Annotated in this window: 21 protein-coding genes; 7 read left to right on the top strand and 14 right to left on the bottom strand. The window is 41.5% G+C overall.

Annotated features, from left to right (window positions below; translation table 11 throughout):
- Positions 1-14 precede the first annotated feature (14 nt).
- Together HFD85_RS12120 and HFD85_RS12115 are read left to right on the top strand one after the other, a co-directional pair.
- Positions 15-653 carry a rhodanese-like domain-containing protein gene (locus tag HFD85_RS12120; RefSeq protein ID WP_167609890.1) on the top strand — a complete coding sequence of 213 codons (639 nt, stop codon included), beginning with the start codon at positions 15-17 and terminating at the stop codon, positions 651-653.
- A 125-nt stretch (positions 654-778) separates the two neighbouring features.
- The gene (locus HFD85_RS12115) at positions 779-1,942 is read left to right on the top strand and encodes a sigma-54-dependent transcriptional regulator (protein WP_167609887.1); all 1,164 of its coding nucleotides are present in this window, start codon (positions 779-781) and stop codon (positions 1,940-1,942) included.
- A gap of 913 nt (positions 1,943-2,855) precedes the next feature.
- Here HFD85_RS12115 and HFD85_RS12110 read toward each other — a convergent pair.
- Genes HFD85_RS12110 through rsfS form a run of 6 tightly spaced genes read right to left on the bottom strand, consistent with a single transcriptional unit; the run spans position 2,856 to position 7,777 of the window.
- Positions 2,856-3,602 carry a CDP-alcohol phosphatidyltransferase family protein gene (locus HFD85_RS12110; RefSeq protein ID WP_167609884.1) on the bottom strand — a complete coding sequence of 249 codons (747 nt, stop codon included), beginning with the start codon at positions 3,600-3,602 and terminating at the stop codon, positions 2,856-2,858.
- Positions 3,603-3,605: 3 nt separating this feature from the next.
- A complete protein-coding gene (locus HFD85_RS12105; protein ID WP_167609881.1) occupies positions 3,606-4,436 on the bottom strand; it encodes a phosphatidate cytidylyltransferase in 831 nt (276 codons plus the stop codon).
- A complete protein-coding gene (locus HFD85_RS12100; protein ID WP_167609878.1) occupies positions 4,429-4,638 on the bottom strand; it encodes a putative signal transducing protein in 210 nt (69 codons plus the stop codon). Before HFD85_RS12100 ends, HFD85_RS12105 begins: the two co-directional genes overlap by 8 nt.
- 33 nt (positions 4,639-4,671) lie before the next feature.
- Entirely contained in the window at positions 4,672-5,301 is a 630-nt protein-coding gene (locus HFD85_RS12095; protein ID WP_167609876.1) for a LutC/YkgG family protein, read from the bottom strand.
- Positions 5,302-7,398, bottom strand: coding sequence for an ATP-dependent zinc metalloprotease FtsH (ftsH, locus tag HFD85_RS12090; RefSeq protein ID WP_167609873.1), 2,097 nt, complete (start codon positions 7,396-7,398; stop codon positions 5,302-5,304).
- A gap of 7 nt (positions 7,399-7,405) precedes the next feature.
- Positions 7,406-7,777 (bottom strand): ribosome silencing factor, encoded by a 372-nt coding sequence (gene rsfS, locus HFD85_RS12085; protein WP_167609870.1) that lies wholly within the window; start codon positions 7,775-7,777, stop codon positions 7,406-7,408.
- Between the two features lie 79 nt (positions 7,778-7,856).
- On the opposite strand from rsfS, the gene HFD85_RS12080 reads away from it, so the two are divergent.
- The gene (locus tag HFD85_RS12080) at positions 7,857-8,597 is read left to right on the top strand and encodes a biotin--[acetyl-CoA-carboxylase] ligase (protein WP_167609865.1); all 741 of its coding nucleotides are present in this window, start codon (positions 7,857-7,859) and stop codon (positions 8,595-8,597) included.
- Positions 8,598-8,706: 109 nt separating this feature from the next.
- On the opposite strand, the gene HFD85_RS12075 is transcribed toward HFD85_RS12080, so the two are convergent.
- Together HFD85_RS12075 and pyrE are read right to left on the bottom strand one after the other, a co-directional pair.
- A complete protein-coding gene (locus HFD85_RS12075) occupies positions 8,707-9,156 on the bottom strand; it encodes an SRPBCC family protein (RefSeq protein WP_167609862.1) in 450 nt (149 codons plus the stop codon).
- A 68-nt stretch (positions 9,157-9,224) separates the two neighbouring features.
- Positions 9,225-9,857 (bottom strand): orotate phosphoribosyltransferase, encoded by a 633-nt coding sequence (gene pyrE / locus HFD85_RS12070; RefSeq protein WP_167609859.1) that lies wholly within the window; start codon positions 9,855-9,857, stop codon positions 9,225-9,227.
- Positions 9,858-9,877: 20 nt separating this feature from the next.
- Here pyrE and HFD85_RS12065 point away from each other — a divergent pair, with 20 nt between their 5' ends.
- Positions 9,878-10,504: an NUDIX hydrolase gene (locus HFD85_RS12065; protein WP_167609856.1), complete on the top strand. Its 627-nt coding sequence runs from the start codon at positions 9,878-9,880 to the stop codon at positions 10,502-10,504.
- 107 nt (positions 10,505-10,611) lie between these two features.
- Here the strand turns inward: HFD85_RS12065 and HFD85_RS12060 are convergent, their stop codons facing one another.
- The 5 genes from HFD85_RS12060 to HFD85_RS12040 all read right to left on the bottom strand — a co-directional run bounded on the left by HFD85_RS12060 (position 10,612) and on the right by HFD85_RS12040 (position 19,281).
- Positions 10,612-12,033, bottom strand: coding sequence for a TlpA family protein disulfide reductase (locus HFD85_RS12060; RefSeq protein ID WP_167609853.1), 1,422 nt, complete (start codon positions 12,031-12,033; stop codon positions 10,612-10,614).
- 11 nt (positions 12,034-12,044) lie between these two features.
- Positions 12,045-12,521, bottom strand: coding sequence for a pantetheine-phosphate adenylyltransferase (gene coaD / locus HFD85_RS12055; RefSeq protein WP_167609850.1), 477 nt, complete (start codon positions 12,519-12,521; stop codon positions 12,045-12,047).
- Positions 12,522-12,584: 63 nt separating this feature from the next.
- Positions 12,585-14,801, bottom strand: a complete 2,217-nt coding sequence (locus HFD85_RS12050) for an APC family permease (RefSeq protein WP_167609847.1) — start codon at positions 14,799-14,801, stop codon at positions 12,585-12,587.
- A gap of 97 nt (positions 14,802-14,898) precedes the next feature.
- Entirely contained in the window at positions 14,899-17,166 is a 2,268-nt protein-coding gene (locus tag HFD85_RS12045) for a DUF6311 domain-containing protein (RefSeq protein ID WP_167609844.1), read from the bottom strand.
- A gap of 6 nt (positions 17,167-17,172) precedes the next feature.
- Positions 17,173-19,281, bottom strand: coding sequence for a hypothetical protein (locus HFD85_RS12040; RefSeq protein WP_167609841.1), 2,109 nt, complete (start codon positions 19,279-19,281; stop codon positions 17,173-17,175).
- Between the two features lie 258 nt (positions 19,282-19,539).
- On the opposite strand from HFD85_RS12040, the gene HFD85_RS12035 reads away from it, so the two are divergent.
- Entirely contained in the window at positions 19,540-20,385 is an 846-nt protein-coding gene (locus HFD85_RS12035) for a hypothetical protein (protein ID WP_167609838.1), read from the top strand.
- Here HFD85_RS12035 and HFD85_RS12030 read toward each other — a convergent pair.
- Positions 20,357-21,826, bottom strand: coding sequence for a T9SS type A sorting domain-containing protein (locus HFD85_RS12030; RefSeq protein WP_167609835.1), 1,470 nt, complete (start codon positions 21,824-21,826; stop codon positions 20,357-20,359). The two genes, HFD85_RS12035 and HFD85_RS12030, sit on opposite strands and share 29 nt — an antisense overlap.
- A 68-nt stretch (positions 21,827-21,894) precedes the next feature.
- Between HFD85_RS12030 and HFD85_RS12025 the strand changes: the two genes are divergently transcribed.
- Both HFD85_RS12025 and HFD85_RS12020 read left to right on the top strand, forming a co-directional pair.
- The gene (locus tag HFD85_RS12025; protein WP_167609832.1) at positions 21,895-24,873 is read left to right on the top strand and encodes a CotH kinase family protein; all 2,979 of its coding nucleotides are present in this window, start codon (positions 21,895-21,897) and stop codon (positions 24,871-24,873) included.
- Between the two features lie 12 nt (positions 24,874-24,885).
- Positions 24,886-25,566: a DUF4956 domain-containing protein gene (locus tag HFD85_RS12020; RefSeq protein ID WP_167609829.1), complete on the top strand. Its 681-nt coding sequence runs from the start codon at positions 24,886-24,888 to the stop codon at positions 25,564-25,566.
- The last annotated feature ends 2 nt before the right edge of the window (positions 25,567-25,568 follow it).

Raw genomic sequence — 25,568 nt, 5'->3', positions numbered from 1 at the left:
TAAAAATTAGTAGCATGCATATACATGAACTCAATCCGTGGAGAACTCTGATCGCTTTGTCGATTTTTGTAGTTGTGTTGATTATTGGCTTTATCACAAAGCCAAAGCCATTGTTTACTTACGAAAAAACCATAGCCGAAAGTGTGAGTGCGCTATCCTTGTCCGAGGATTATGTCTATCCCTGGGAACTGGAAGATATTATTGCCAATAAACCGGATAGTATCGTACTATTCGACATTCGGAATAACTTCGTTTTTGGTCAGGGACATATCCCGGGATCGGAAAACCTTGCCGCATCGGTACTTAGCCGCGAAGAAAACATCGATCGCATGAAAAAGCTGCGGGATATGGGAGTTACCGTTGTGTTGGTTGGTGAAGACGAATTACACGCCAATGGCCCGTGGATGTTCTATCGCCAGGTTGGATTTAATAACGTGAAGCTCTTGCTGGGAGGTTATAATTATTATTTCGAGCACAAAGATGATCTCTATTCAACCATCGACGATGACGCTTATTTTAAAGGCATTGCCCGTTTCGATTATGCTGAAATGGCTGCTCCTAAAGACGGTGCAGCACTCAATTCTGACGACATGAGCAAGCCGGTTCAGGTGCAACGCCGACAGAAAAGTAATGTTGCCGCAGGAGGTTGCTAAAAAACCATATTACTATATTTTCGATAAGTCCCGGTGAGTATTTCATCGGGATTTTTTATTTGGAATCATTTTTGCAAGAGCATCGGCTAATAGTTATTTTTACCTTGCATTAAAAATCAAATTACATGTCAAAGATCCTGGTTATAGACGACGAAAGAAGCATTCGAAATACGCTCAAAGACATTCTGGAATACGAGAAATATGAGGTTGACCTGGCAGAGGACGGAAATAAAGGAGTTGAAATGATCCGATCGGCAGAGTACGATGTTGTTTTGTGCGACATTAAAATGCCCGGACTCGATGGCATTGAAGTTCTGGAGCGTGCAGTGGTTCTGGCACCGGATACACCTATTGTGATGATCTCTGGCCACGGAAACATTGATACCGCAGTAGATTCGATAAAAAAAGGAGCTTTCGATTACATTGAGAAACCACTCGATTTGAATCGATTGCTAATCACGATCAGAAATGCCATGGACAAATCGAACCTGGTTACCGAAACCAAGATCCTTAAAAGGAAAGTCAACAAAAAATACGACATTGTTGGTGAATCAAAAGCCATAACTGAAGTGATCAGCATGGCCGATCGTGTTGCTCCAACCGATGCCCGCGTTTTAATCACCGGATCAAACGGAACCGGGAAAGAGTTGGTTGCCCGCCGTATTCATGACCAAAGTAACCGGGCGTCGGGTCCTTTTGTTGAGGTGAACTGTGCTGCAATTCCAACCGAGTTGATCGAAAGTGAACTGTTCGGGCACGAAAAGGGGGCTTTTACCTCGGCAGTGAAACAACGTAAAGGAAAGTTTGAACAAGCCAATGGCGGTACTTTGTTCCTGGATGAGATCGGCGACATGAGTCTTTCGGCACAAGCAAAAGTTTTGCGCGCGCTCCAGGAAAGTGAGATTAGCCGTGTTGGTGGCGACAAACAAATTAAGGTTGACGTGCGCGTGGTGGCCGCCACAAATAAAAACCTTTCAGAAGAAATTGAGGCGAACAAGTTTCGTGAGGACTTATACCACAGGCTTAGTGTAATTCTGATAAAAGTGCCAACGCTAAATGAACGAATCGAAGATATCCCGCTGCTGGCCAATCATTTTATTGAGCAGATCTGCAGCGAATACGGAATGTCGCAAAAAACCATTACCGATACTGCCATCGCAGAGCTTCAGAAACTAAACTGGACCGGTAATATCAGGGAATTCAGAAATGTGATAGAAAGGCTGATCATTCTTTGTGATAACGAGATCAATGAAGCAGATGTGCTGAAGTTTGCGGCACCACTGAATTAGGGATCTGAACAACATTTTCAGGATAGATCGCATGGCGCTTTCTCTTTAAGTGGAAAAGAGATTGCTTGTGATTTGTGGTACTTAGTAGTGAGTGTTTGTTTTTTAGTTTCTATCAATCACAATCAATCACAATCAATCACAATCAATCACAATCTTTTAGATGAGCCTTTATGGATTTCGGTTTTTAAGTAGGTTCGGAATAGAATAAAACTTTTTATTTCCGGTTTTAAAAACAACTTCGCGCCTTTGTTGTTAACTAATAAACAAGTGCCAAAAGTGGGGCTTGCTATAAGCTCAATAAAAATATTAGCCTCTGGTTTCGGAAGTCAATTTGTCATGGCGTATTATTAATCTTTCCCTCGGGAAAAATACTTTCTTCCGTTCTCAGGGGCTTTTTTTATGCCCTTTTTTAACGACTTTGATTAGATATCAAAATTGGAAATTGATTATTGGATGATTCTCAGTTCATGATTTTCTCACATGGATTTATCGAATCCCTACAGGATTCCGGTCCTGTGATTGATTTCGCTTTTTACTATAATCAAGCCCGTACCGGGCTTTGCTGTTGTTTTTTATGGACATGAATGAGATAGTAATTGGCTGATTGTAGGAATTAATTGCAGTGGTTTGCTGTCGGTATTAATAGATACTGCTTGGATATTCAACATAGGAAATTGGTTATTGAATATTTCAGATCCGATACTTTTTCATTCAGCACTTATCGAATCCCTACAGGATTCCTATTCTTTTATGGATTAAGTTTATTAGTATAATAAAGCCCGTACAGGGCTAATTACAGGAAAGCATTGTAATTGCAACATTCACTTCTTAAAACTCCGAAGGAGTTCGATTATAATAGGGAATGTCATAAGGAAACGTACAACCCGGTACGGGTTGGAATTTCTCACCAAGATCAGAACCTTACCTTAAACAGGTAGAAAATGATGTTTAAAACGATGTACAGCAGAATGGTAAGTGCCAGTCCGTAAACATTCAATGTGATCAGCAAAGCAAGAGCCAGCCCTAAAAACAAGTAACGGTACCAGTTTTCACCGAATTTAAGGTTATGAACTTTTAAAGAGAACATCGGCATATTTATCACCATCATTCCCGACATAAAAACACCAAGTATCACCAGGTTTTTGGTGGAGTAGATCACTTCAAAATATTGGTAGTATCTTGGAAATTCCAGCATTAGCCCCATCGAAGCCCAGAAAATTCCGTTCGACGGAATTGGCAAGCCGCGGAAAAATGGTTCGTTGCTGGTATTTACATTGAACTTTGCCAGGCGAATAGCTCCAAATACGGGAACAAGGAAAGCCGAAAACAGAATTAGCCACTCATACCAGTGGGCATTGATTTCGTAAATGCGTTGATTGGCATCAAATAATGAGAATTCGAGCAGCGTAAAAAGAATGGCACCCGGTGCAACTCCGAATGAAACCAGGTCGGATAAGGAATCGAGTTCCTTGCCGGTATCAGAGTAGGCATGCAGTACTCTTGCAGCCATACCGTCGAGGAAGTCGAAAACCGAAGCGGCACAAATAAAAATACCTGCCCAGATCAGGTGCCCGTCGATGGCAAAAAACGTAGCGAGTACTCCTGAAAGCAAGTTCAGTGTTGTAATGAAATTTGGTATTTGTTTAATAATAGCTCTCATAAATTACAGGTTTCCGGAGATGATCAACCAAAGAAAAACAGCAGGAATGGCAAACAGCAGACTATCCAGCCTGTCGAGAAATCCTCCGTGACCGGGCAGGATATTTCCTGAATCCTTTGCTCCGATCTCGCGTTTTATTTTCGATTCGAATAAATCACCCAAGGTGCCAAAACCAACGGTAAGCAGAGCGATTACGATCCAACTCAGCATGCTTATTTCCTGGAAAAGTACCGCATTAACGATACCCATTATCACGGCGAAAACAGCTCCGCCAATTAATCCTTCCCACGATTTGGCCGGTGATATTTTCGGACAAAGCTTGTGTTTCCCAAGTGCAGAACCTATCATGTATGCAAACGAATCGTTCACCCAAAGAATAAAGAAAATGCCAGCCAGAATCCATGGATAATACACTGTACTTTGGCCTGTAGCCGACGAGTGAACGACAAAATTCATCAGTCCGAAAGGAATGGCAATGTATACAAATCCTAAAACTGTTATGCCGCTGTTTTGCAGGGTAAGTTTATTCGAACGGAACAACTCGATAATAAAGAGCGTCATCAAAATCGGGATAAATATAAACGCAAATGGGCGGGGCAGGTAGCCGCCGGATAATCCGAAACTGGTAAAAAAGAACAGCAGTCCGAGCAAGGTGCCGGGTAAGCGGTATATTTTGTGCCCGGCTTCCTCAACCATGGCATAGAACTCGTATTGCGTAAAAAAGAGCAGGGTGGCAAAAACCACCGCAAAAGCAATGGGATGGATTAATATTCCACCCATCATAATTACGACGTAGAGAATGCCCCAGATCGAACGTTTTAAAAGATTACTCACCTTTCAGGTTTTTGAGCAACTCAACTGATCTCACCACATCCTGTTCGGCGGTGTAGATCAAAAACTCCCCAAAACTTTGATAAGCTGAGTCGTGCTGGTTCATAATTACGCATTTAATTCCTGCATTTTCCAGAATGTCCTTAGCCATTTCAGCTTTCACTTCTGAATCAGTCATATAAACTTCTTTCCATCCTTTCTCCATAATACAAATTTAGTAAAATCTGCAAAGGCGTGCTTATTTGTTGAAATTCTGATTGATAAACACATGAAATTCGCGCGGTCCGTGTGCTCCCATTACCAGTGTTTTTTCAATATCAGCGGTGCGGCTCGGGCCGGTCAGTAAGGAAATCTGAGAAGGTAGCTGCTCAGGATATTTCTTGCGGATGGCAGAATAAGCCTCTTCAAGATAAGGTACTACCTGGTTTTTATCGGCAATAACCACATGGATTTCGGGGAAAACAAATAAGCGGCGCCCGCTGCCAAGTGCTGAACTTACCATCACGGAACCTGTGTGGGCGACCAGGTATTCGCAGGAAGTGATTCCTACAGATAAATCGTGAGGCAGCTGGTCGGTTGACGTGAACGGGATTTTGTGTTGATCCAGTTTTGCCTTCAGATCACTTTCGTTACAAACGATCAGTTCTTTTTGAATACCATCAAGAAATGATATCAGCTCAGCGTATAATTCGGTTTCCGACGTGCATAAATGAACGCTCCCGTTCACTTTCTCCAAACTTTCTTTGAAGGCAAGCTCCAAAGGCTGTTCAATGGGAAAATAAACGGGAGCATCAAAATCGGGCTTTTCCGGCTCGGGATGAATGGCGCTTTTCAGCTTATTCAATATGTCTTCCCGGGCGCTTGCCATTTATGCGTTGGTAACACCTTCTTCGGTGTTTTTATCTTCGTTTTTTTTCTTAGCCTCCTCGAGTTTTTCTTTGGCCTCTTTCAGTACTTCGGCTTCTTTATTGCCGTTTTCCGATATCACGTGTTTCTTTTCCCACGGACGTTTGCCAAAGATCTCCTCCAGGTCTTCACTAAAAATCACCTCGCGTTCAAGCAAGAGGTTAGCCAGTTCGGCATGGCCTTCTGCGTTGTCTCTCAGTACTTCTTTAGCGCGAACGTATTGGCTGTCGATCAGTACTTTCACCTCTTCATCGATCAGTTCAGCAGTTTTTTCACTGTATGGTTTCGTGAAAGAATAATCCGACTGGCCGGTTGAATCGTAGTAACTTACATTTCCAACCTTTTCGCTCATTCCAAAAATGCTGACCATGGCATACGCCTGCTTGGTTACTTTTTCAAGGTCGTTCTGAGCTCCTGAAGAGATTTTACCAAAGATCAGTTCTTCAGCAGCACGACCACCCAGTGCCGATGCCATTTCGTCGAGCAACTGGTCTTTTGTAGTGATCGAACGTTCTTCGGGTAAATACCAGGCAGCACCCAGTGCTTTTCCGCGCGGAACGATGGTAACTTTAACCAGCGGGTGTGCATGTTCGAGCAACCAGCTTATTGTAGCGTGACCTGCTTCGTGGAAAGCAATGGTCTTTTTCTCTTCCTGAGAAATGATTTTATTCTTTTTCTCCAGACCACCAATGATACGGTCAACCGCATCAAGGAAATCCTGTTTGGTAACTGCCTCGCGGTTTCTACGCGCGGCAATCAAAGCCGATTCGTTACAAACATTCGCAATATCGGCACCCGAAAAACCGGGAGTTTGTTTGGCCAGAAATTCAACTTTTACGTCTTCTCCCAATTTCAACGGGCGAAGGTGAACTTTAAAGATCTCACTACGCTCGTTAAGGTCAGGTAATTCAACATGAATTTGTCGGTCGAAACGGCCGGCACGCATCAGCGCCCTGTCGAGGATATCGGCACGGTTGGTAGCTGCGAGAATGATAACTCCACTATTGGTGTCGAATCCATCCATTTCAGTAAGCAGCTGGTTAAGCGTGTTTTCGCGCTCGTCGTTCGAACCCATGTTGGGGTTTCGTCCACGTGCACGACCAATGGCATCAATCTCGTCGATAAATACAATACATGGTGCTTTTTCCTTGGCTTGTTTAAACAAGTCGCGCACACGCGAAGCTCCAACGCCCACAAACATTTCCACAAAGTCGGAACCCGACATTGAGAAGAAAGGCACATTTGCTTCGCCCGCAACTGCCTTTGCAAGCAATGTTTTACCGGTTCCCGGAGGACCTACCAGCAATGCTCCTTTTGGTATTTTTCCACCCAGTTTGGTAAACTTAGCCGGGTTTTTCAGAAATTCCACAATCTCCTCAACTTCCTGTTTAGCCTCCGCCAATCCGGCAACGTCTTTGAAATTGGTAGATACTTTCTGGTCTTTATCGAATACTTTGGCCTGAGATTTTCCAACGTTGAAAATACCACCGGCTCCGCCACCTGCGCCACCACGGCTCATACGGCGGAATATCCACCACCAGATCAATATGATAATGATGAACGGACCAATGCTGATCAGCACGTCGCGCACCCAGTTGGTTTCCTTTTTATATTCGGGCAGAATTTCATCCGCAGAACCTTCCTGTGCATCCTTTAAATTGGCCTCGAAAGTTTCAACCGATCCAATGTTAAAGCTGAAATGCGGGCCTGCATCAGCAGGTTTGGTAAAACTGTTTTCGAATTCGCTTTTGTAATTCTCGAGCCGGTCTTTTTTTATGTAGATTTTGGCTACTTCATCGTTTACCACCACTATTCGCGAAACGTCGTTGTTGGCCAGCATGGTCGATTTTACTTCGCTCCAGGTGGTTTCAACCGGTCCGCGGCTGTTACTTAAATAGAATTGCACGATCAAAAATACCACCGCAATAATTGCGTAAATCCAGTACGAATTAAATTTTGGTGGTTTACCGTCACCTTTTTTATTTGGAGAAAATTTCCCGAACGGGTTGTTCAGGTTATTGTTGTCGTTTTGGTTTTTATTTTGTTTTTCTTCTGCCATGATGTCCCTATTCTGTCTCCTCTATTGTTTTAATTTTTGCGTCGGCCCACAGACCTTCGAGATTGTAAAAATCCCTTGCTTCCTTTTGAAATACATGCACCATAATGTCGCCGTAATCCAGTAATATCCAGTAGGCATTTTTGTAGCCGTCGCGGTGCCAAACATCGGTTTTCAGTTGTTCCTTCACCGTTGTTTCAACCGACCGGGCAACAGAATCAACGTGAGTTGACGATGTTCCGTGGCAAATTACAAAGTAGCTGCATTCGGTATGGTGTATGCTTTCTAAGTCAATGAGCGAGATGTTTTTTCCTTTTAAATTTTGAATTCCTTCAAGAATTGTTTCTAATAGTATTTCTGTTTCTTCTTTAACTTTCTTCATATATTCTTATTGTTCCGTACAAAGATAATCTTTTTGTGCATTAACCATTTTTTAAAAGATTGGTTTACTTTTGATTCCCATGGATTCAGGGGATAAAAACATAGTTGTACTGAACGCGATAGAAAGTACCAACAATTATGCCAGCCAATTGGTTTCGGACAAGCCGGAAGAATGTACTGTCGTTTTGGCACAATTTCAACACAAAGGGCGTGGTCAGCAGGGAAATTACTGGGAAAGCGAGCCCGGCAAAAATTTGCTGATGAGTATGATTCTTTATCCGGGATTTCTTCCTGCCGACAAGCAATTCTACATTTCAAAGATTGTTAGCCTCGCTCTTGCTGAGGTTTTAGATGCTGAAGTAGGGCAGGTGGCCATAAAATGGCCCAACGACATGTACATCGGAACAAAAAAGGTAGCAGGAATACTAATCGAAAACGCCATTAAAGGATTTCACCTCGATCATTCGATTGTTGGTATTGGGTTGAACCTCAACCAGGAAACGTTTTTATCGGATGCGCCTAATCCGGTTTCTTTGAGACAGTTAACTCAAAAAGACTACGGTAATCTGGACATTGCTAAACGTTTTCGGGAGGTGTTTCGAAACTGGTATCAGGCGTTGAAAGAAGGAAAACTCAGTGAAGTAGATGCTGCGTACTTTGGTCGCTTGTTGGGAAAAAATGAATGGCGGAAATACCGATCAGGGGACAATGAATTCGAAGCACGAATTGTTGGAACAGGTGAATATGGCAAGCTTCAACTGGAAGACCGGAAAGGGCAGATCCTGGAATTTATGTTTAAAGAGGTGGAGTTTGTTTTTTGAGTGCTGTGAGCGTAGAGCTACGAGCCTCGAGTTTTTCTGTCTTCAGGATTTAAGCATTTTAGCATTCACGCATTTGACCTTCAATCCCTCAGTCCTTCGATCCCTCAATCTACTGGTAAGGTAATTTCGATAACGTATCAGCCAGTTGGTTGATTCCTTCCTCCAGTTTATTTCCGGCCATCATTTTTATCATCATGCTCATTTCGGCATGCAGGGTCAGTCGCATTTTTGTTTTGTACTCATCGATCGGAACCAGTTGGATCCAAAAAGTAAAACTTAGCGGTAATCCTCCCGAACTTTCAACTTTAATGGATTTAAAGGGATCGCGGTTTACGATTTTGATCTCGGCCAATCCCAGCCCGGTAATGTTGAATTTACACGAATCGCGGTCCGACTCAAAATCTGTGATTTTAATCTGAGGTACCTTTTCTGTGATCTTTTCAATGAGGCCCGAATTCAGGTACGTAGCCAGGTTTTCGAAATTCGACAAATAGTTGAACACAATTTGCTGATTGTGATCGATGGTTTTTACCTCGCTGACATATTTGTTAATTCCCATTGCTTTATCGAAAAAAATCCCGTCCCGATGGTACCGGAAACGGGATGTATTGAATGTTCTTGATTTACTTATTTTCCCCAGTTGGCCGGATCTTCTCTCCACTCCATCAGCGATTCTACCTGATCTTTTGTTATCTCACCTTCCTGAAGTGAAAGTTCGATTAGGATCTGGTAGCGGCTCAAAGATGTAAGTTCGATACCTGCTTTTTTGAAGTTTTCTTTAGCGTGAGGGAAATTGTAGGTAAAAATTGAAACCATGCCAATTACATCGCCACCAAAGTTATTTACAGCCTCGGCAGCTTTTAAACTGCTTACTCCTGTCGAAACCAGGTCTTCAATAACAACCACTTTTTGATAAGGTTTCAGGTCCCCTTCAATCAGGTTTTCCAAACCGTGTCCTTTTGGTTTCGAACGCACGTAGATGAACGGCAGGCCAAGTTGCTCGGCAACAAGCACTCCCATTGCAATTGCTCCTGTTGCAACTCCGGCAATAACCTCGGCTTCCGGATATTTTTCTTTAATTACTTCCACAAACTGGTCGCGGATGTAGGTACGTGTTTCCGGATACGACAAAATCTTACGGTTATCGCAATATATAGGCGATTTCCATCCTGAGGCCCATGTAAATGGGTTGTTCAGTTGTATCTTTATAGTGTTAATTTCAAGTAACTTTTTAGTTACCTCAATTTGAGAAGATTCCATAATTGTGCAATTTTTATTCGATGCAAAAGTATAAAGTTTTTTTGAATGAAAAGAGGATTCGGTTTTCCTTACCTGCTAAGATAACATTGGCGAAAACAACACTCGTTTCGCCCGCTTTTACCAGTACTTCAGAAGTTAAAGTATACCTTGATCAGCTACTGCAATCAGGATTTACCGAGGCTGTTATAGAACATGATAATCCCGAAGATGCATTTCGTTTCTTTCGTTCGGCGCTGTTAAATATAGAGGCAGCGGGAGGTGTGGTTCGCAGAAATGGTGAACTGCTTTTCATTTTGCGGAATGGGAAATGGGATCTGCCTAAAGGAAAAATCGATGCGGGAGAAGAAAAACAGGAAGCTGCCTTGCGTGAGGTGGAAGAAGAATGCGGGATCAGTGATCACCAGATTGTGAAGGAATTACCAACCACCTATCACATCTATCAGTCGCCCTATAAAAAAACAAAAGGCGAATGGATTTTTAAACCCACTTACTGGTACGAAATGGAATATTCGGGTTCTTTCCACGGCGAGCCACAAACAGAAGAGGGAATCACGCAGTTAAAGTGGTTCAAGCCTTCAGACCTTGATGAGGTTTTGGAAAATACTTACGAGAATTTGAAAGTATTGATTGAAGGACTGAGGGATTGAAGGATGGTTGATACCAGATACGGGATTCTTGATCCTTGAGAATAACCTGTGACTGATAATTGCGACTGAAAACTTTTAACTCGAAACTCGCAGCTCAAGGCTCGCGGCTACCTGTTCTGATTTCGCTGTCGCATAAATAATTCATTCTGCAGATAGGCGCCAAATTGCTGTTCGAATCCGTCGAGCGGAGCTTTTGCAAAGTCGAAAACCACCCGATGTTGTTCATCAAGCAGCACACACTGCGGGAAAGATTTTATGCGGTATTCTTCTATAAACATTCCGTTTTTATCGATTAAAATCTGAGCAGGTACTTTGTATTCATTAAAAAAGCTTTTTACTGTTTCTGGTGGTGCGTTACGCAAAATCACAACTATTTCGAGATGCTTGTTAAAAAGCTCATCAAGACGACTGAGGTATTTTAAATGTTCCTTACTCACCATGGTTTCAACGTCGGCAAAAACAAGGTATTTAAACTTGTCGGTGCCCGCACTGGTACACACTTTCGTTCCTTCGAGGTTATTTAAACAGATGGCAGGAGCAACACTCCCTTTCACCAAAAAGGAGAATTTATCGAGAATGTTTTCAGCCGTGGTTTTCACCAGAGCATTGGTGCTTTTTGTGAATCGCGGAGATTCCACCAAATTTCTTATGGCTTGCTGAGAAAATTCTTTGGAGTAAAAACCGTCGTGTAATAATTTCAGGAGCACAATGTCGGTTGTTAATCCTGAGGTCTTGTATTTGCTTTCCACAAAATCGATTAAGGCCTGCAAGTTTTTAGTCCCTACCGCCGCCCTCACTTTATCGCCATGAATTGCCTGGGCTGAAAAGCTAAGCTGTCGGTCGAAGGTTTTGTTCATCGCTTCCACAAAAGCAGGGTGCAACCAAAATTTCGGTTCAATATTGTTGAAGATGGCGGAGTAAGCTTCGGGGCGAAGTTGAAAAATATCGGCTTCAGTGAGTTTTACCCGCAGTACTTTATGATTAACCATGGATTTTGGAGCTGTATTTGGCACCAAAATATCGAGCTGCGTTTGAACCGAATCGAAAACAGCTTTGGATTGTTTCAGGTAAAGTTTGTTGAAATATTTGTCGGTGAGGTAATTCAGCTGCTGTTCAAATTCAGAAATCTTATCGGTTAAATTCGCCCCACTTTCGCTGATAAACCAAAAGGAAACAGGTTGAAAATAGGGATTCTTTTCTTCGGCAAATGTCTTTGCCCGGAATGGAGGAAGTTTCAATGTCACGGTTTCGCCGGGTTTAACCAGCAACATACCGCGAAATACTCCAAAATCAGAAAAATAATAGCTGTCGTTTTTGATGTCAACAGTAATAGTGCAATTACCATTGTTGTCAATTTCAAGGGTAAATGCTTCCGATTTGTAGTTGGTTACCGGATCTTCAAGCTGGTAAAACACCAGCGATTTGCCGGCATATTCCTTGTTCGAACAATTTATTTTGGTAGTGGCACCCTGAAGTGTGCCTGCAATAAAAGAAATGAAAAAGAAGAAAACTGCTATTTTCTGAACCACTTGCGAACTGTTTATTTTGTTTTAAACTCGTTCATGTCCAGTCCTTTGGGTAAAAACATACTGGCGTCGCCTCCGTGCGAAACAATGTCGCGGATAATGCTGGCGTTAATTGGCGTGTGTTCAGGCAGTGTCAGTAGAAACACCGATTCAATTTCGGGATGCATCTTTTTGTTTACCTGCGCGATAGCCCGTTCGTACTCAAAGTCGGAGGATGTTCGGATGCCTCGTAAAATATATCGGGCGTTTACCTCTTTACAAAAGTCAACCGTTAATCCTTCATGAACTCTTACTTCTACTTTTTCCTCGCCTTGAAACACCTGATTGATCCATCTCATCCGCTTTTCTACCGGGAAATACGATTGCTTGTTGGCGTTGTTCCCTATCATGATGTAGATTTTATCAAACATAGGTACGGCACGCCTTACAATTGATTCATGTCCGATGGTGAAGGGATCGAATGATCCGGGAAATATGGCTATTCTTTCCATTTTTTATGTATATCAGTCGTTCAAAAGTAACGAAAAAAGCCAAGTCAAAAACGAATAGCGCATTTAGTTTATTGCTTTGGCGCGGTTGGAACTCACGAACAGGATGTTACCCAAATCGTTATATCCCTGGCTGAATTCTTCGATATTTCGTAAAGCATCGGTAGTAAATCCAATGATCGTAAGGTCGGCATCGGCGGAGTATTTCATGATCACATTTTTTCGGTTGCCCGATTCAAAAGGCACCATCGAAATGTTGGACGGACTGATAGGAAGTCGCCCTGTTTTTATCAGATCGAGCAATTGTTTGCGTTTGTCTTCAATGTCTTCTTCGGGGTAAAGTGCGTAAATTTTAATTTTACCTTTTTTCCAGTCGGGGTGGCCTAAAATGATGTAACCCAACAGAATCATCAGGTTAGCATTTACATAGTCCTCTGGGCTGATCCAGATGTGGATCTCCTTTTTATATCCAAAACTTTTATACGATGTATTCAGAATACAAATGTCGAAACCGGCAGATTCAACGATCTGGTAATTTCCGGTAATTTCCTTCAGATTACCGGGGTCAGTTCTCGAAAATTCAAACAGAATAAGGTTATTTCCCTTGCCCGAAATGCCCGAAAGTTGCACCACCTGTGCAATGGCCGACGTGTACGATGGTGAAATGATGGTGTCGAGGTAAACGCGGTTGTTACTTCCCGACGAGAGCTGGATCAGACGTTCGAGCACTCTTTTCGATTCTTCGGTATTTTTTTCGTTCAGCAGTCCTTTTATAAAATGAATATAGGTTCCGAAACCGTATTTATAGGAAATCCAGCGCATAATGTCGAAAGCCGACCGCCGTTTAAACGTGTCGTGTGAAATGCATACTCCAAATGGTCGCCAGCTTTTATCTTTTTCACTGTCGGCACGCTGCAGCATGATCTGCATCTGTCTGCTCAACTGGAAAATTACACCGCGGAAAAGTTTATTGAGGCCCTGGTTCTCCTCGTTGTTCAGCATTATGACGTAGTAAATGAGCGCCATAATAATTACTGAAATAGCGGCATAAGTGGCGTTCATTTTAAACATCAGCCAGAATGAAAACAGGGTACCCACCAGTGAGATTTGCCAATACGAGCGGAAAGTTGGTCGGTAGGCAGGATCGGCGGCAAAATGTTCGAGAAATGAAATCAGGCAGATGGCACCATAGGTTACCATGAAAAACATGGAGATGATCTGTGCCACAAAGTCCACGTCGCCAATAATCACAAAAATAAAGGCGATAAATATGGTAATTAAGGAGCCGTTGATTGGTTCATTATCTTTCTTTCGTCCTTTTGCAAACCAGCGGTTGGCTGCACTTTGCGGAAAAATATCGTCGAAGCCAATGGCCTGCAAAGTTCGCGGTGCCACCATAATCGATCCCAAAGCCGAACTTAACGAAGCCGCTGCCAACCCGATTGGAATAATTGGCCCCCAAATGGCAATTTTGCGCATAATTAGCTGGTCGCTTACCAGGTCTTCCGGCGACGCCGAAATGGTAAATTTATAGGCTACGGCCACATAAACAAACATGCCCACAATAGTTGCCCAAATGGTGCCTCGCGGGATAGATTTTTTCGGATCTTTTAAATCGCCCGACAAACCCAGCCCGGCAGCCAGTCCGGTAAAAGCCGGGAAGATGATGGTAAAAACAAAAAAGAAATTGACATTACCTTCAACTGTGCTGTGGAAATTAATTTCGCCGGGTTTTATGGGCGAGTCACCCATAAAAAACATAACAAGAGAAGTCAATAAAACGGCCACTACCACATACAATGCTTTCATGCCAACATTGGCGCCTTTTGTGAGAATCAATAAGGAAAGTAATCCCATGGTTGGAATGGAGATCCAGCGGCGATCAGGAATATAAAAATCGTAGGTTTTATAAATCCAGTCGATCAAAGGTTCAAAAGCTTCACCAAAAGCAATCACATAAAAGGCAACGCTAATGGCCTGCGAAAGGAAAAGCGCAATTCCAATGGCTCCGCCGATGTTTAGGCCAAAAGAACGACTGATGATGTAATAAGCACCGCCACCCTGAACACGCTGGTTGGTGGCAATTTCGGCTACGGCAAAAGCGGTTGGAATGGTTACAACATGCCCGAGAATGATGATCCCGATCACACCAATAAAACCAACTTGGCCAACGGCCCATCCAAAACGAAGAAAAAGTATAGCACCAAGAATGGTGGATAAAGCGGTTAGAAATACCGGCAGCGTTCCAAATTTTGCATTTGTGTTAACCAGCGATTTAGCCATAAGTAAAGCGTTTGCGGTTTTAAAGGTGAAAAGGATTTCTGAAAATTCAAATCTTTTTAAATAAAAATAGAGAGCCTGATACTGCGTTTAGCTTGATTTAGAGCGGGAAATTGTTATACAGCCCGAAGTCTTCAGATTTTTCGATCACCACAGTTGCGTCGTTGGGTTTCACCAGTAAATCGTCAACAGAAACATAATCACCTTTAAGCTTTAGCTGAATACGATCACCAGGTTTCAAATCGAAATCCGATGAAACCCTGATCCATTTTCCGTAAACATCGTGCACCTCGCGGGTATTTAGCTTTGTGGTTTTGCTGTTATTATCGGCTGTAGTGACTGTAACAAAAGCCTGTGGCATATCGTAGTGCCGTGCATCTACATACAGCCAAAACGAGAGTTCGTATTTTCCCTGTATGAATGAATTGTCCAGCGTTTGATTCAGCAATTCGTTTTCACCTTTTTTAGTGAAGAAAGCACCGTTTCCGCTAAAAACAAATTCTCCTTTCTGATCTTCAAAATCCTTATAGATGAATGCAGGTTGTGTTGAGTCCGTCAAAAATTCGCCGTTTTTTATCAGGCCTGGAAGTGTATTTGCAACTTTATCTTTCCATTTTTTGTGGCTTTCGGTAAAAACACTCAGCGGTAACCTTGAAAGTGTAATATATTTGTCCTCCCAGAAAACTTCGGCCTGCGATTTGAGCCAGGCTTCTTCGCTGTTTAATTTTTCTTTGGTACAAACCAATAGCAGCGGTTTTTCATTCATGTCATGCAAACGTACTTTTTCGAGGGCCGGATTTCCCAGCATCTGAATACTGCTCAAGGCATTGGCGTACGATAGTCGTGGCGAGAAACTCTGTACCAATGGAATGCCGGTGTGGTACGAGCATTTCATGGCTTCTGAGAAACCGTTTAGCGTATGCTCGAACAACAGTTTGTCGCCACAGGTGCTGGCGAATGGTAAAAAGAATATGGCCTGAAATTCATGGGGATTGACATTCGCTTCCTGGAAACGTGCCAGGTATTCGCTGTCGTTTGCTTCGAATTTATCGTTTTTATTGAGCAATCCACGCGTGCTTCGTTTAATATTTATCCCGGCATCAATTGCCCAGTAACCGATTGTAAAAACCAGTAAAACAGTTGCCGCAACAGGTAATTTCCTGATTTTCAATAAACGAAAAAGGCGGTAAATAAACCAGGCGGTATAAGCCGTAAACACACAGTAAAAGATCCAGGTAAAACGGCCCAGTGCCCGAAACTGTTTTACCGGAGGCAATACATCCAGCAACCAGTGGAATCCGTATTTAAACGGAATGCACATGGAAAATAAAAGAATGAGAATGGACGCGTAGAAAAATACTTCGATCTTTTTCGTTGGTTTAAAAAATTTCCAGCTGCTTTTCTTTTTGCTGATCAGGTTATAAAATCCGGCAATAAACATCGATGTTGCCAAAATGGTAGCCGGCAGTCCGACATAAGCACGTCCTTCCCACTGATAATCCATGTTGATGGTGTTGCCCAGAATACTTTTAAGGAGCGATCCGGGAGGTAGGAAAATGCTTAAGAAATTGGCATGGTAGACGTAAAATCCATAAGGATTATTGGGCCGGTCTGAAACCCAGTCGGTGGCTGAAACCAGTCCTTTTACAACAACTAGCGGAATTATGGCGACCAAAAATAAATAGAGGCCTGTTTTCCAGTATTCCGAAAGATTTTTTCTGTGGTTCCACAGTTCAACAAATAAAACACCAAGCAGCATGATGGTGAAAAAGGCTACAAAATAGGCGCTTGTAAAACCACCTATTAGTGCGGCTATAATTAATAATGCCGACCATAGCGTTCGTTTTTTGGCCCGACGCCAACAGATGAGGAAGTACCAATACATGGGCAGAAAGACGGCGTAAACCATCTCGAAATGACCATGTATACGGTCGAATTGCGGGCTGAGAAATAATAATAACAGCGATATGATTCCTGCATACCACCGCGGTAATGAATAATAACGGAGAATAAGAAAGATAAACGGAAGAGCAAGAAGAAAAAGTGCCAGCATCGTTAGGTTTAATATGGCAACTCCATGATCGGACACCGGATAAATGCGCTTGTCGACAAACTTAACGAGCTGCACAAAAAGCGGGTGCGAGTTAATGTACTGCAGATGGTCGCCGTAAGGATAGTTGATGCCATCGTGCCGAATGCCATCATCGTACTTTAAATAATACGCGAAATTGAAATAGCTTTTTTGTGCATCGCCTCCTTTCGAATATAAAATAGAATTGGGATATTGAAACACCGGTTTTAACTGCATAAACAACACCAGTGTTGCGACAAACATTAAAAAAACTATTACTATTCCGTTTTTCTTCATACGAATTTAAATACTTGAATTTGGCAATTGTATCGATAATGAAACTGTAATGTCATCGATATAAACTGCTACCTTTTTAGAATTGTAAAAATAAACTTTCAGTTCATTTACCTGCTGAAATTTGGGTGTAAGATATAGTTTATATTGGAAGTCATTCCAGGTGTTTGATTTTAGAGAATAATCTGAACAGAAAACCGCCTGGCGCAAAACATTGCCATCTTTATTGGTAATTTCAATGATCAAACGGGCACCGTTTTGTTCCGACTCTTGCAGGTATTTACAGGAAAACTCCAATGCCGTGATCGGATTTTCCATCACGGTATCTGCTTTCAAATGAAAGGTCGATCCATATTTATCTCCTTTTTTTATGACATCGGACATGGTTCCGGAGAAAGATTTTTCAGAAGATAGGCCTTGTTGCTTCCATGCTTCAGGACTTGCTTCCATGTTGTTGAAATAAGTTTTCTGAATTATTTGTTTGTTTTGATCCAGTGCCGGGTTAAAAGTGGCCTTGATTAAACGTTCATCGTTGTTGGTATTTACAAAAGTGGTATCAAAATCTGTTGACATTCCCACCAGTTTTGCATTCTTTTCGAGTTCTTGCATCAGTTTTTTTGTATTTCTTCCGGAGCCTGAAAAGAGATACATGGTGTTACTTTCGTTTAAGATCTCGTAAATCTTAGCATCTTTTGTTCTAAAGTGTTTAATGGGACGGTCTGTTCCTTCGAACGATAAAACCCTGGGATAATGCTTGAGGTAATAAGGTGTAAAATCATTTCGACCGGCTACATAACTAACTCCGTAAAGCAAAGCATCTTCTACCATTGCCCCGGTTTTCCAGGTAGGTTCCAGAAACAAATAATCTGTAGCGTCAATGTGATTCTTGATGTAGTTTACGGTTTCGTTTCTATATGCATTGTTCTTCTTCTTTAAGGCGATTTGTTGGTTCATTTTAAAGAGAGTTGGCAAACTCAACACTGAAATCAATACAAATAAGATCACCATCTTCAAACACTTTTTTTGTTCGATGAAACGTTTGAAGTATTCCCAAACCAGGAAAAGTGAAGTTCCGGACAAGCCCAGAACCGGTGCGAGGTAGTAATTCTTGTAATTTTTTGAAGCCAGTACAATGATCAATGCAATGGCAATAAAATACCCCATCAGGAATCCAATTCTCTTTTTGTTATCTTTTTTCTTTTTAATCAGATAAATTACCAACACAACAAAGGCCAAACAGGAAATAAGCACAAAACTAAGGTTGAGTTGACTCGCATTTTTAAACGATTTAATAATCAGATCGAAACTGGCAATCCCTTCCTCGCCTGTTCCATATGAACCTTTATTAAAAAACAAACTGCTTAAAAACCGTTTCACATCCTGGAACTTATCGATGATAGGTAGGAAAGATATGAAGGCGGATACGATAAAAGCAGCAGCATATTTTAACCAGTATTTAAAGGGTGGAAGCATTAAAACCGGTATAATTGTTAGAACAACGAAATTAAATTTTGTAATAAATCCAATTCCTAAAATTATGCCTGAAAGAATTGCAAAACGGTTGCTGCTAATAGAGTTGTACAGGTACGATATAGTGTAAACTGCAAAAACAAATACCAAAAGCGGACTGATGCGGTCCATGTTAAACCGAACCTGCAAATAGAAGCAAATGGGGGAAATGATTATCGTACTTTGGATAAGTAACATGGCAGCCGTGCTTTGGGTAGAACGGTGTACTTTATTCCCTCCCCAAACCATTAAAATCAAGGTAATTACAAGTAATACATACGATGCAGACTCAATGTAGTAATCGGGCCTAGACAATACATCATCGATTATTGAATCTGAGCCAAACAGAAAATGAACGATACGCAGCAAAATTCCTGAAAGAACCAGAAAAGGGGTTCCCGGAGAATCGGTAAATCCAATGTTGTGAATCTTTAATAACGAGACATTTAGTCCATTTAGCAGGCAAACAAACTCCGGATCAATTCGGGTAATTGAAGCCGGGAAGTCCGGTGCACTAATAAAATAGATTGAGCTTACAGTAATTAACGGAAGAACAAGCGATAATATGTTGATTCGTTTGTTTTTAAACCAGCCTTTTTGACTTCTCATACGTAAAAGAATGTGCTGTGTAGGGGGTAAAAATATAAATAAATGATGAAAATTGATAACGCACAACCATCTGCTTCCTATAAAACGAGACAGACGATGCCTAAGCAATATTTATGGCTAATCGTGCAAGCTACGTATCTCATGCTTAATGGCAGTAATGTGCCGGGATTATATTGTTTTTTATAATTTCGGGAAGTAATTATTTTATAAAACTATGCTATGCGACTAAGTTTCTTAGGTTTGTTATTAATGGGTGTCATGGCTTGCATTCAAAGTAAGGCTCAGAATGATACTATTAAATATTTATTTGCCGGACATACTTACCAGTTTTATACGCATGGTGACAAAGTAGATACACGTCTTGAAGGACTTGACTTGTCAGCCTACGAGAGCATATGGTTAGGGGGCGATGTTTGCTCGGAAGCATTATTGGAATACACAACATTGGAATACATTGATGGATTATTTAACCTGAAGCATCCGAATTCGCATTGGACTTTAGGAAATCACGACGCGCGAAATGCAAACTGGAAATGGTTGGAAGAGTGGACGGGTAAAAAAACTTACTATACTAGCCATTATAAGGGTATCAGCTATATGGTTTTGAATACAACCTTAACCCCATATGATTGTGAACAACTCGACGATCAGTACCGTATTCTAGTTAATTTGTGTGATACCATTTCTGAATCCTCTCATTTGATCCTGATCATGCACCATTGCCTTTGGGAAGGTGTTCCCGGGTTGCCGGAGCCTTCTAGATACGCGCAAAGTAATTTGCGGTACTTCAGTTTTAACTGTTATCGCCCTGATGCTACTTTCCTGGATGAAATTTACCCGCGATTGATTGAAGTTCAAAAACGCGGAGTTGAGGTTATTCTGATTATGGGGGATATGGGGGCCAAAAAAATTGATGTGCTCTCCGATGATGGAATCCGATTTTTGGGAGCCGGTTTAACACATAGTAAATTTCAGACTCCTGAAGAACTTGAAAAAGCAGGTCCCGACTGGTTGATTGAGTTCCGACATGTTCCTGTGAAAAGGGAACTGGAATGGGAATTTCTTAACATTGATGTTATGGTTGAAAACCAGCAGCAACAGTAAGTTTTCCCTTGTAAACGATCTGTGAATTTTGTGATATGGTATAGATATAAGTCCCACTCGAAATGATGGGTTTATGTACCGTTTTTGAATTTGGAAGTACATCTCCGCTATATACTTTTGCCCCATTCAAATTATAGAGTTGTATTTTAAACGATGACTGGCTGTCTGATTTAACTTCAACAAAGAAACGATCATTTACCGGATTGGGGTAAATTAAAATTTGCTCAACGCTATCATTAATTTGCGGTATAATTGACAGAAGATCCTGCTCACCGTTTTTCGAAATTTTATAAAAAACAATGTCTTCTTTTCCTATCTGTCCTTTTCTGGTCCATCCCGCGAAAACACAACCAGAGTCTTCGGTGCAAATCAATGAACTGCTGTAATCCGACTCGGTACTGCCATAATTTTTAGACCAGATGATATTGCCGTTAAGATCTGTCTTTACCAGGTAATGATCGGTAGTATAATCGTTTGAAAAGCTGGCACTGGTGCCAATCAGGTACAAATGATTATCATTACTGAGTTGTACTTGTTCGCCATATTCGAATTCAACTCCGCCATAAGTTTTAAACCACAATTCATTTCCGTCATCATCAATTTTCATTAAAAAAACGTCAAAACTTCCGGCACCGTCACTTTGGCTTGATCCACAAACAAAAAAACCTCCGTCGGGCGAAGCAATAATACTTTTTGCCCAATCGTGACCGGCACCGCCAAATCGTTTGCTCCAGATTTCTTCACCATCGGCATTTGTTTTTACAATGAAAATGTCGGCATCCGGGTTTTTATAATGCGTGCTGGTTGGATTATAAAATCCGCCATAAGTTCCTGCTACGTATAAATTACCATGAGCATCTTCTACAACATCAAATCCATGATCAACAAAGTTGTCGCCAAAATTATTCTCCCAGATCAAAGTTCCGTTTTCATCAGCCTTAACCAGATAAACATTGCCAAAATCATCAACACTTCGGTTAAATCCAACCAATGCAAAATTTCCGTCTGATAATTGGATCATGCTATGGCCAAGATCGTTATGGTGTCCCCCGAAATAACTTTTCCATTGCCTGTCGCCATCAAAATTTAGCTTGCTCAACAGCATGTCGTTATTTGGGTAACCGCCATCCCATGTTTTTCCCAGCACATAAATACCATTGTTATTCACAATAATATCTTTACCTACATCGCGGTGACTTTCGCCAAAAACGAACTCATTCTTTATGCTGCCATTTTTGTACAACTGAAGCACATAGTAATTTGCCGGGCTTGTTTTGCTTTCACAAGTAGTACCAACAATAAAGTAATTGTTGTTGTACTCGCACATCGAGTATGCAATGTCTTCTTCGTTGCTTCCAATTCCAATTTTATCCTGACCTGAAACCCAAGCCGCAGGTAGAATAAATAGTAAAGTGGCCAGAATATTGATAATTTTTGACATAATAAAAAAAGTCTGTCAAAGTTATAAATTGTATCTGAATTACTATTTTTGCAGTTTCAAAAAAATAAATGAATTTTCATTCTTCATTCATACTAACAATTCTTTTGGTTTTCGGGGTTGCTGCCTGCACAAACAAAACAAATACTGCGCAGTTAGGAAAGCAAGTTGTGTACATGTGCGATGCAGAACAAATAGCCGTGGATGGTAAAAGATTTCTGGAAAAGAATGGAAGTGATATCCTGTTTTCGAACACCAATACACGATCGGATGAAGCAGCATTATCCGGAACTTATTCGAGCAAACTTTATCCGGGGAATCGTTTTGGAATGACCACCGAATTGAATGATGTTAAACCCGACGATTACCTTGAAATTACAGTCTGGCGAAAAAGCCCTGCCGAAAGCGGTCTTATTGTTGCCGACGGAGGAGAAGTAGGCGGTTACGAGGCCTCGGACAATGTGGTTGAAAAAGGAAAAGACGGATGGGAAAAGATTGAACTGGAATATTACGTGCCTCCGAATTATTTCAGCGGAAAGGTAAAGATCTATGCATGGAACAATACGGCCGATACGATTTATTTCGATGACTTGCAGATTATTCATCGGAACAAAAAAGAATATGCTTCATTTGAAAGTTATCCAAAGTTAAGGTTGTATGTGGATGAGCAGTTTTTTCAGGCATTTGGTAATAAGCGTTTTGATGCTTTTGAAACGGGTGTTTTGGTGAACTCGGGCGACGATTTCGTGCCGATGATGCTTTACGATGGCCATAATTTTTTAAATGGTGAGCTTCGCTTGAAGGGCGATCTGATCGATCATCTTTACGGTGACAAATGGTCATACCGTCTAAAATTTAAAAAGGGTTTTGCCTGGGACGGGATGCTGACTTTTTCCGTCCAGAATCCCTCAACACGCCATTTTTTAAATGAATGGTTCGCACACAAGATTTATTTACATGAAGATGTTTTAACTACCCGTTATGGTTTTATTCCCATCGAAATAAACAGCGAATCGAGGGGGGTTTATGCCTGGGAAGAGCATTTTGAAAAGCAACTGGTTGAAAATAAGAACAGGCGGGAAGGGCCGATTATCCGTTTTGATGAAACGCTTTTCTGGGACCAGATACGAGAAACAAGGCTCAGCGGGCAGAACTGGGACGTGGATTACTACGGCGCAGCTCAGATCATCCCATTTGGAATCGGTGGCGTGATAAAAGATTCATTAAAGGTGAAACAATTTGAGGAGGCTGAGACTTTGCTTACGCAGTTTAAGTTTTCAAGCGCACCGGTTACCGATGTTTTTGACGTGAAAAAACTGGCAGCTTATTATGCACTGCTCGATCTCACACAGGCTTATCATGGTTTTGCCTGGCATAACCTCAGGTTTTACTATAACCCGGTTACCTGTTTGCTCGAACCTATTGCTTTTGACGGCTATATCGAAGACGGAATCTATAAGCGGATTGATGAACGCATTAACGGATTGTTTCCGGCCGATAAAGTCGACCAGTTGTCGCGCATGGATTTGATGCTTTACAAACCTTTCGAAAATCCGGTGTTTTGTGAAGAATACCTTACGTGCCTCAAAAAGTATAGCGCCAAAGAGTTTGTTGCGGGCATTATCGCAGAAAATAAAAGTGAGATCGATTCGCTAACCACCTTGCTTCAGGTGGAATTTCCGTATTACAATGCCGACTTTTCGTATATACAGGAACAGGCTGCGTTTATTGATAATAACCTTGAAAACATTCGGAAAAACCTAAGAGAACTGGGTGCAAAACTACAGAGCAAAAAGATAGAACGCTATCATCCGGGAACATTACAGGGAGCCAATGCGAATTTAATAGTTCAACAGGTTCATGCTTATTTCGATAAATCTGAAAAGAAACTATCGGTTTTTAATCATGCCAATACAGATGTAAAAATTCTGGGTGCTTTTATGAAGAAGTCACTGCCGCTTAGTTTTGATGATAAACCGGTAATCGAACCCTCCAAAGGAATTGTGGCTAAGAGTCTTGATTTTAAGATTAAGGAAGGCGTTCCTGAAAAGCTGTTGTTTGCAGTGGGCACCGAAATGTTTGAAGCGATGATCAGCCAATGGGCGGCACCCAAAGAAAAATCGGCACGGCAGGTTTTGCTGGCTCAGCCTCTGCATCCCGACTTAACATTTTCAGGTGACTCTGTACTTTTTGAAGGGAACTATAATTTTTCGGAAGATGTAGTAATTCCTAACTCATTTAAAGTTTTTATAAAAGCAGGAACGACTATTGATTTTACACATGGTGCCGGTTTCTTTTGTTTCGCACCGGTGGTTTCTATGGGAAATGCTTCGCAGCCGGTATATATTCATTCAAGCGATAGTTCAGCCAATGGATTTAATATTCTTCAGGCTGCCGGCAAATCGCGGTTTTCTTACACTTACTTCTCCCAGTTGAGCAATATGAACCACAGTGGTTGGTTTTCGCCGGCTGCAGTAAATATCTACGAATCAGATGTTGAGTTGGAGTACTGCAGGTTTGAACGAAATAAGAATTGCGACGATGCCTTGAATGTCGTCCGGTCGGACTTCCGTGTGAACAATTGCGAATTTAAGCATACATTTGCCGACGCTTTTGATTCGGATTTTTGTACCGGAACAGTGCGGAATTGTACCTTTGAAAATATTGGCAACGATGCTATTGATTTTTCCGGGAGCCAAGTGGCGATCAATGATTGCCAAATGTTTGAAATTGGAGATAAGGCCATTTCGGGAGGTGAAAAATCGGAACTGAATGTGAGCGATGTTAAAATTGAAAATGCAAACATTGGTATTGCATCGAAAGATTTAAGCCGTTTAACGCTCGACAGAATTGAAATTGACGGTGTGAAATACGGTCTTGTCGCCTTTGTTAAAAAACCGGAATATGGTCCGGCTAGCATCAAAATAGATAATCTCAAACTTAAAAACAAGGTCGTGTTCCATCAAATTGAACTCGGTTCGGTGTTGGAACTCAATGACAGGAAAATAGAGGGAAGAGAAGAGAATTTAGCAGTTAAATTATATCAATAAAAAAAGATAAAAATGGATAAATGGAATCTGTTTCAACGGTTTTTGATCACCGAGAGTTCACAAATCTCGATCGTGGATTTTTTAATCAATACAGGAATTGTTTTAATACTTTCGCTGGTACTTGAATTTACCTATACCCGGTGTGCAAAAAGCCTATCGGGCCGAAAAACTTTTGCGGCCAATTTCTTTTTGGTGGCATTTACTACCATGCTCATCATCTCCATTGTAAAATCGTCGCTCGCACTTTCGCTTGGTTTGGTTGGAGCACTGTCCATTGTTCGTTTTCGTTCGGCCATTAAAGAACCGGAGGAACTGGCTTATTTGTTTCTTACAATTTCAATTGGTTTGGGTATGGGAGCCAATCAGCGACTGGTGACTATTGTTGGTGCTTTTGTTTTGCTTGGAATTATTTGGATCAGGCACTTTAGTACTCCGAAAAGAAGCAGGCAAAATCTTTACCTTACTGTTAGCGGAGCAGGTGAAGGAAAACCCACTCTTGAAAGTGTTGACGAAGTAGTGAAAAACAGTTTTAAAGCCTCTAAATTGGTGCGTTACGACGAAACTTCTGATAATATTGAAACAGCATTTTGGATTGAAATAAAAAATCCGGATGATCTTCAGAATTTTAAAAACAAGCTGACAGCAGTTAGTAGTGAAGTACGTGTTTCATTTGTCGATAACAACTCATTTTAAGA

Source organism: Maribellus sediminis, assembly GCF_011799805.1.
GTDB lineage: Bacteria > Bacteroidota > Bacteroidia > Bacteroidales > Prolixibacteraceae > Draconibacterium > Draconibacterium sediminis_A.
This window is presented reverse-complemented; position numbering and strand designations above follow the sequence as displayed.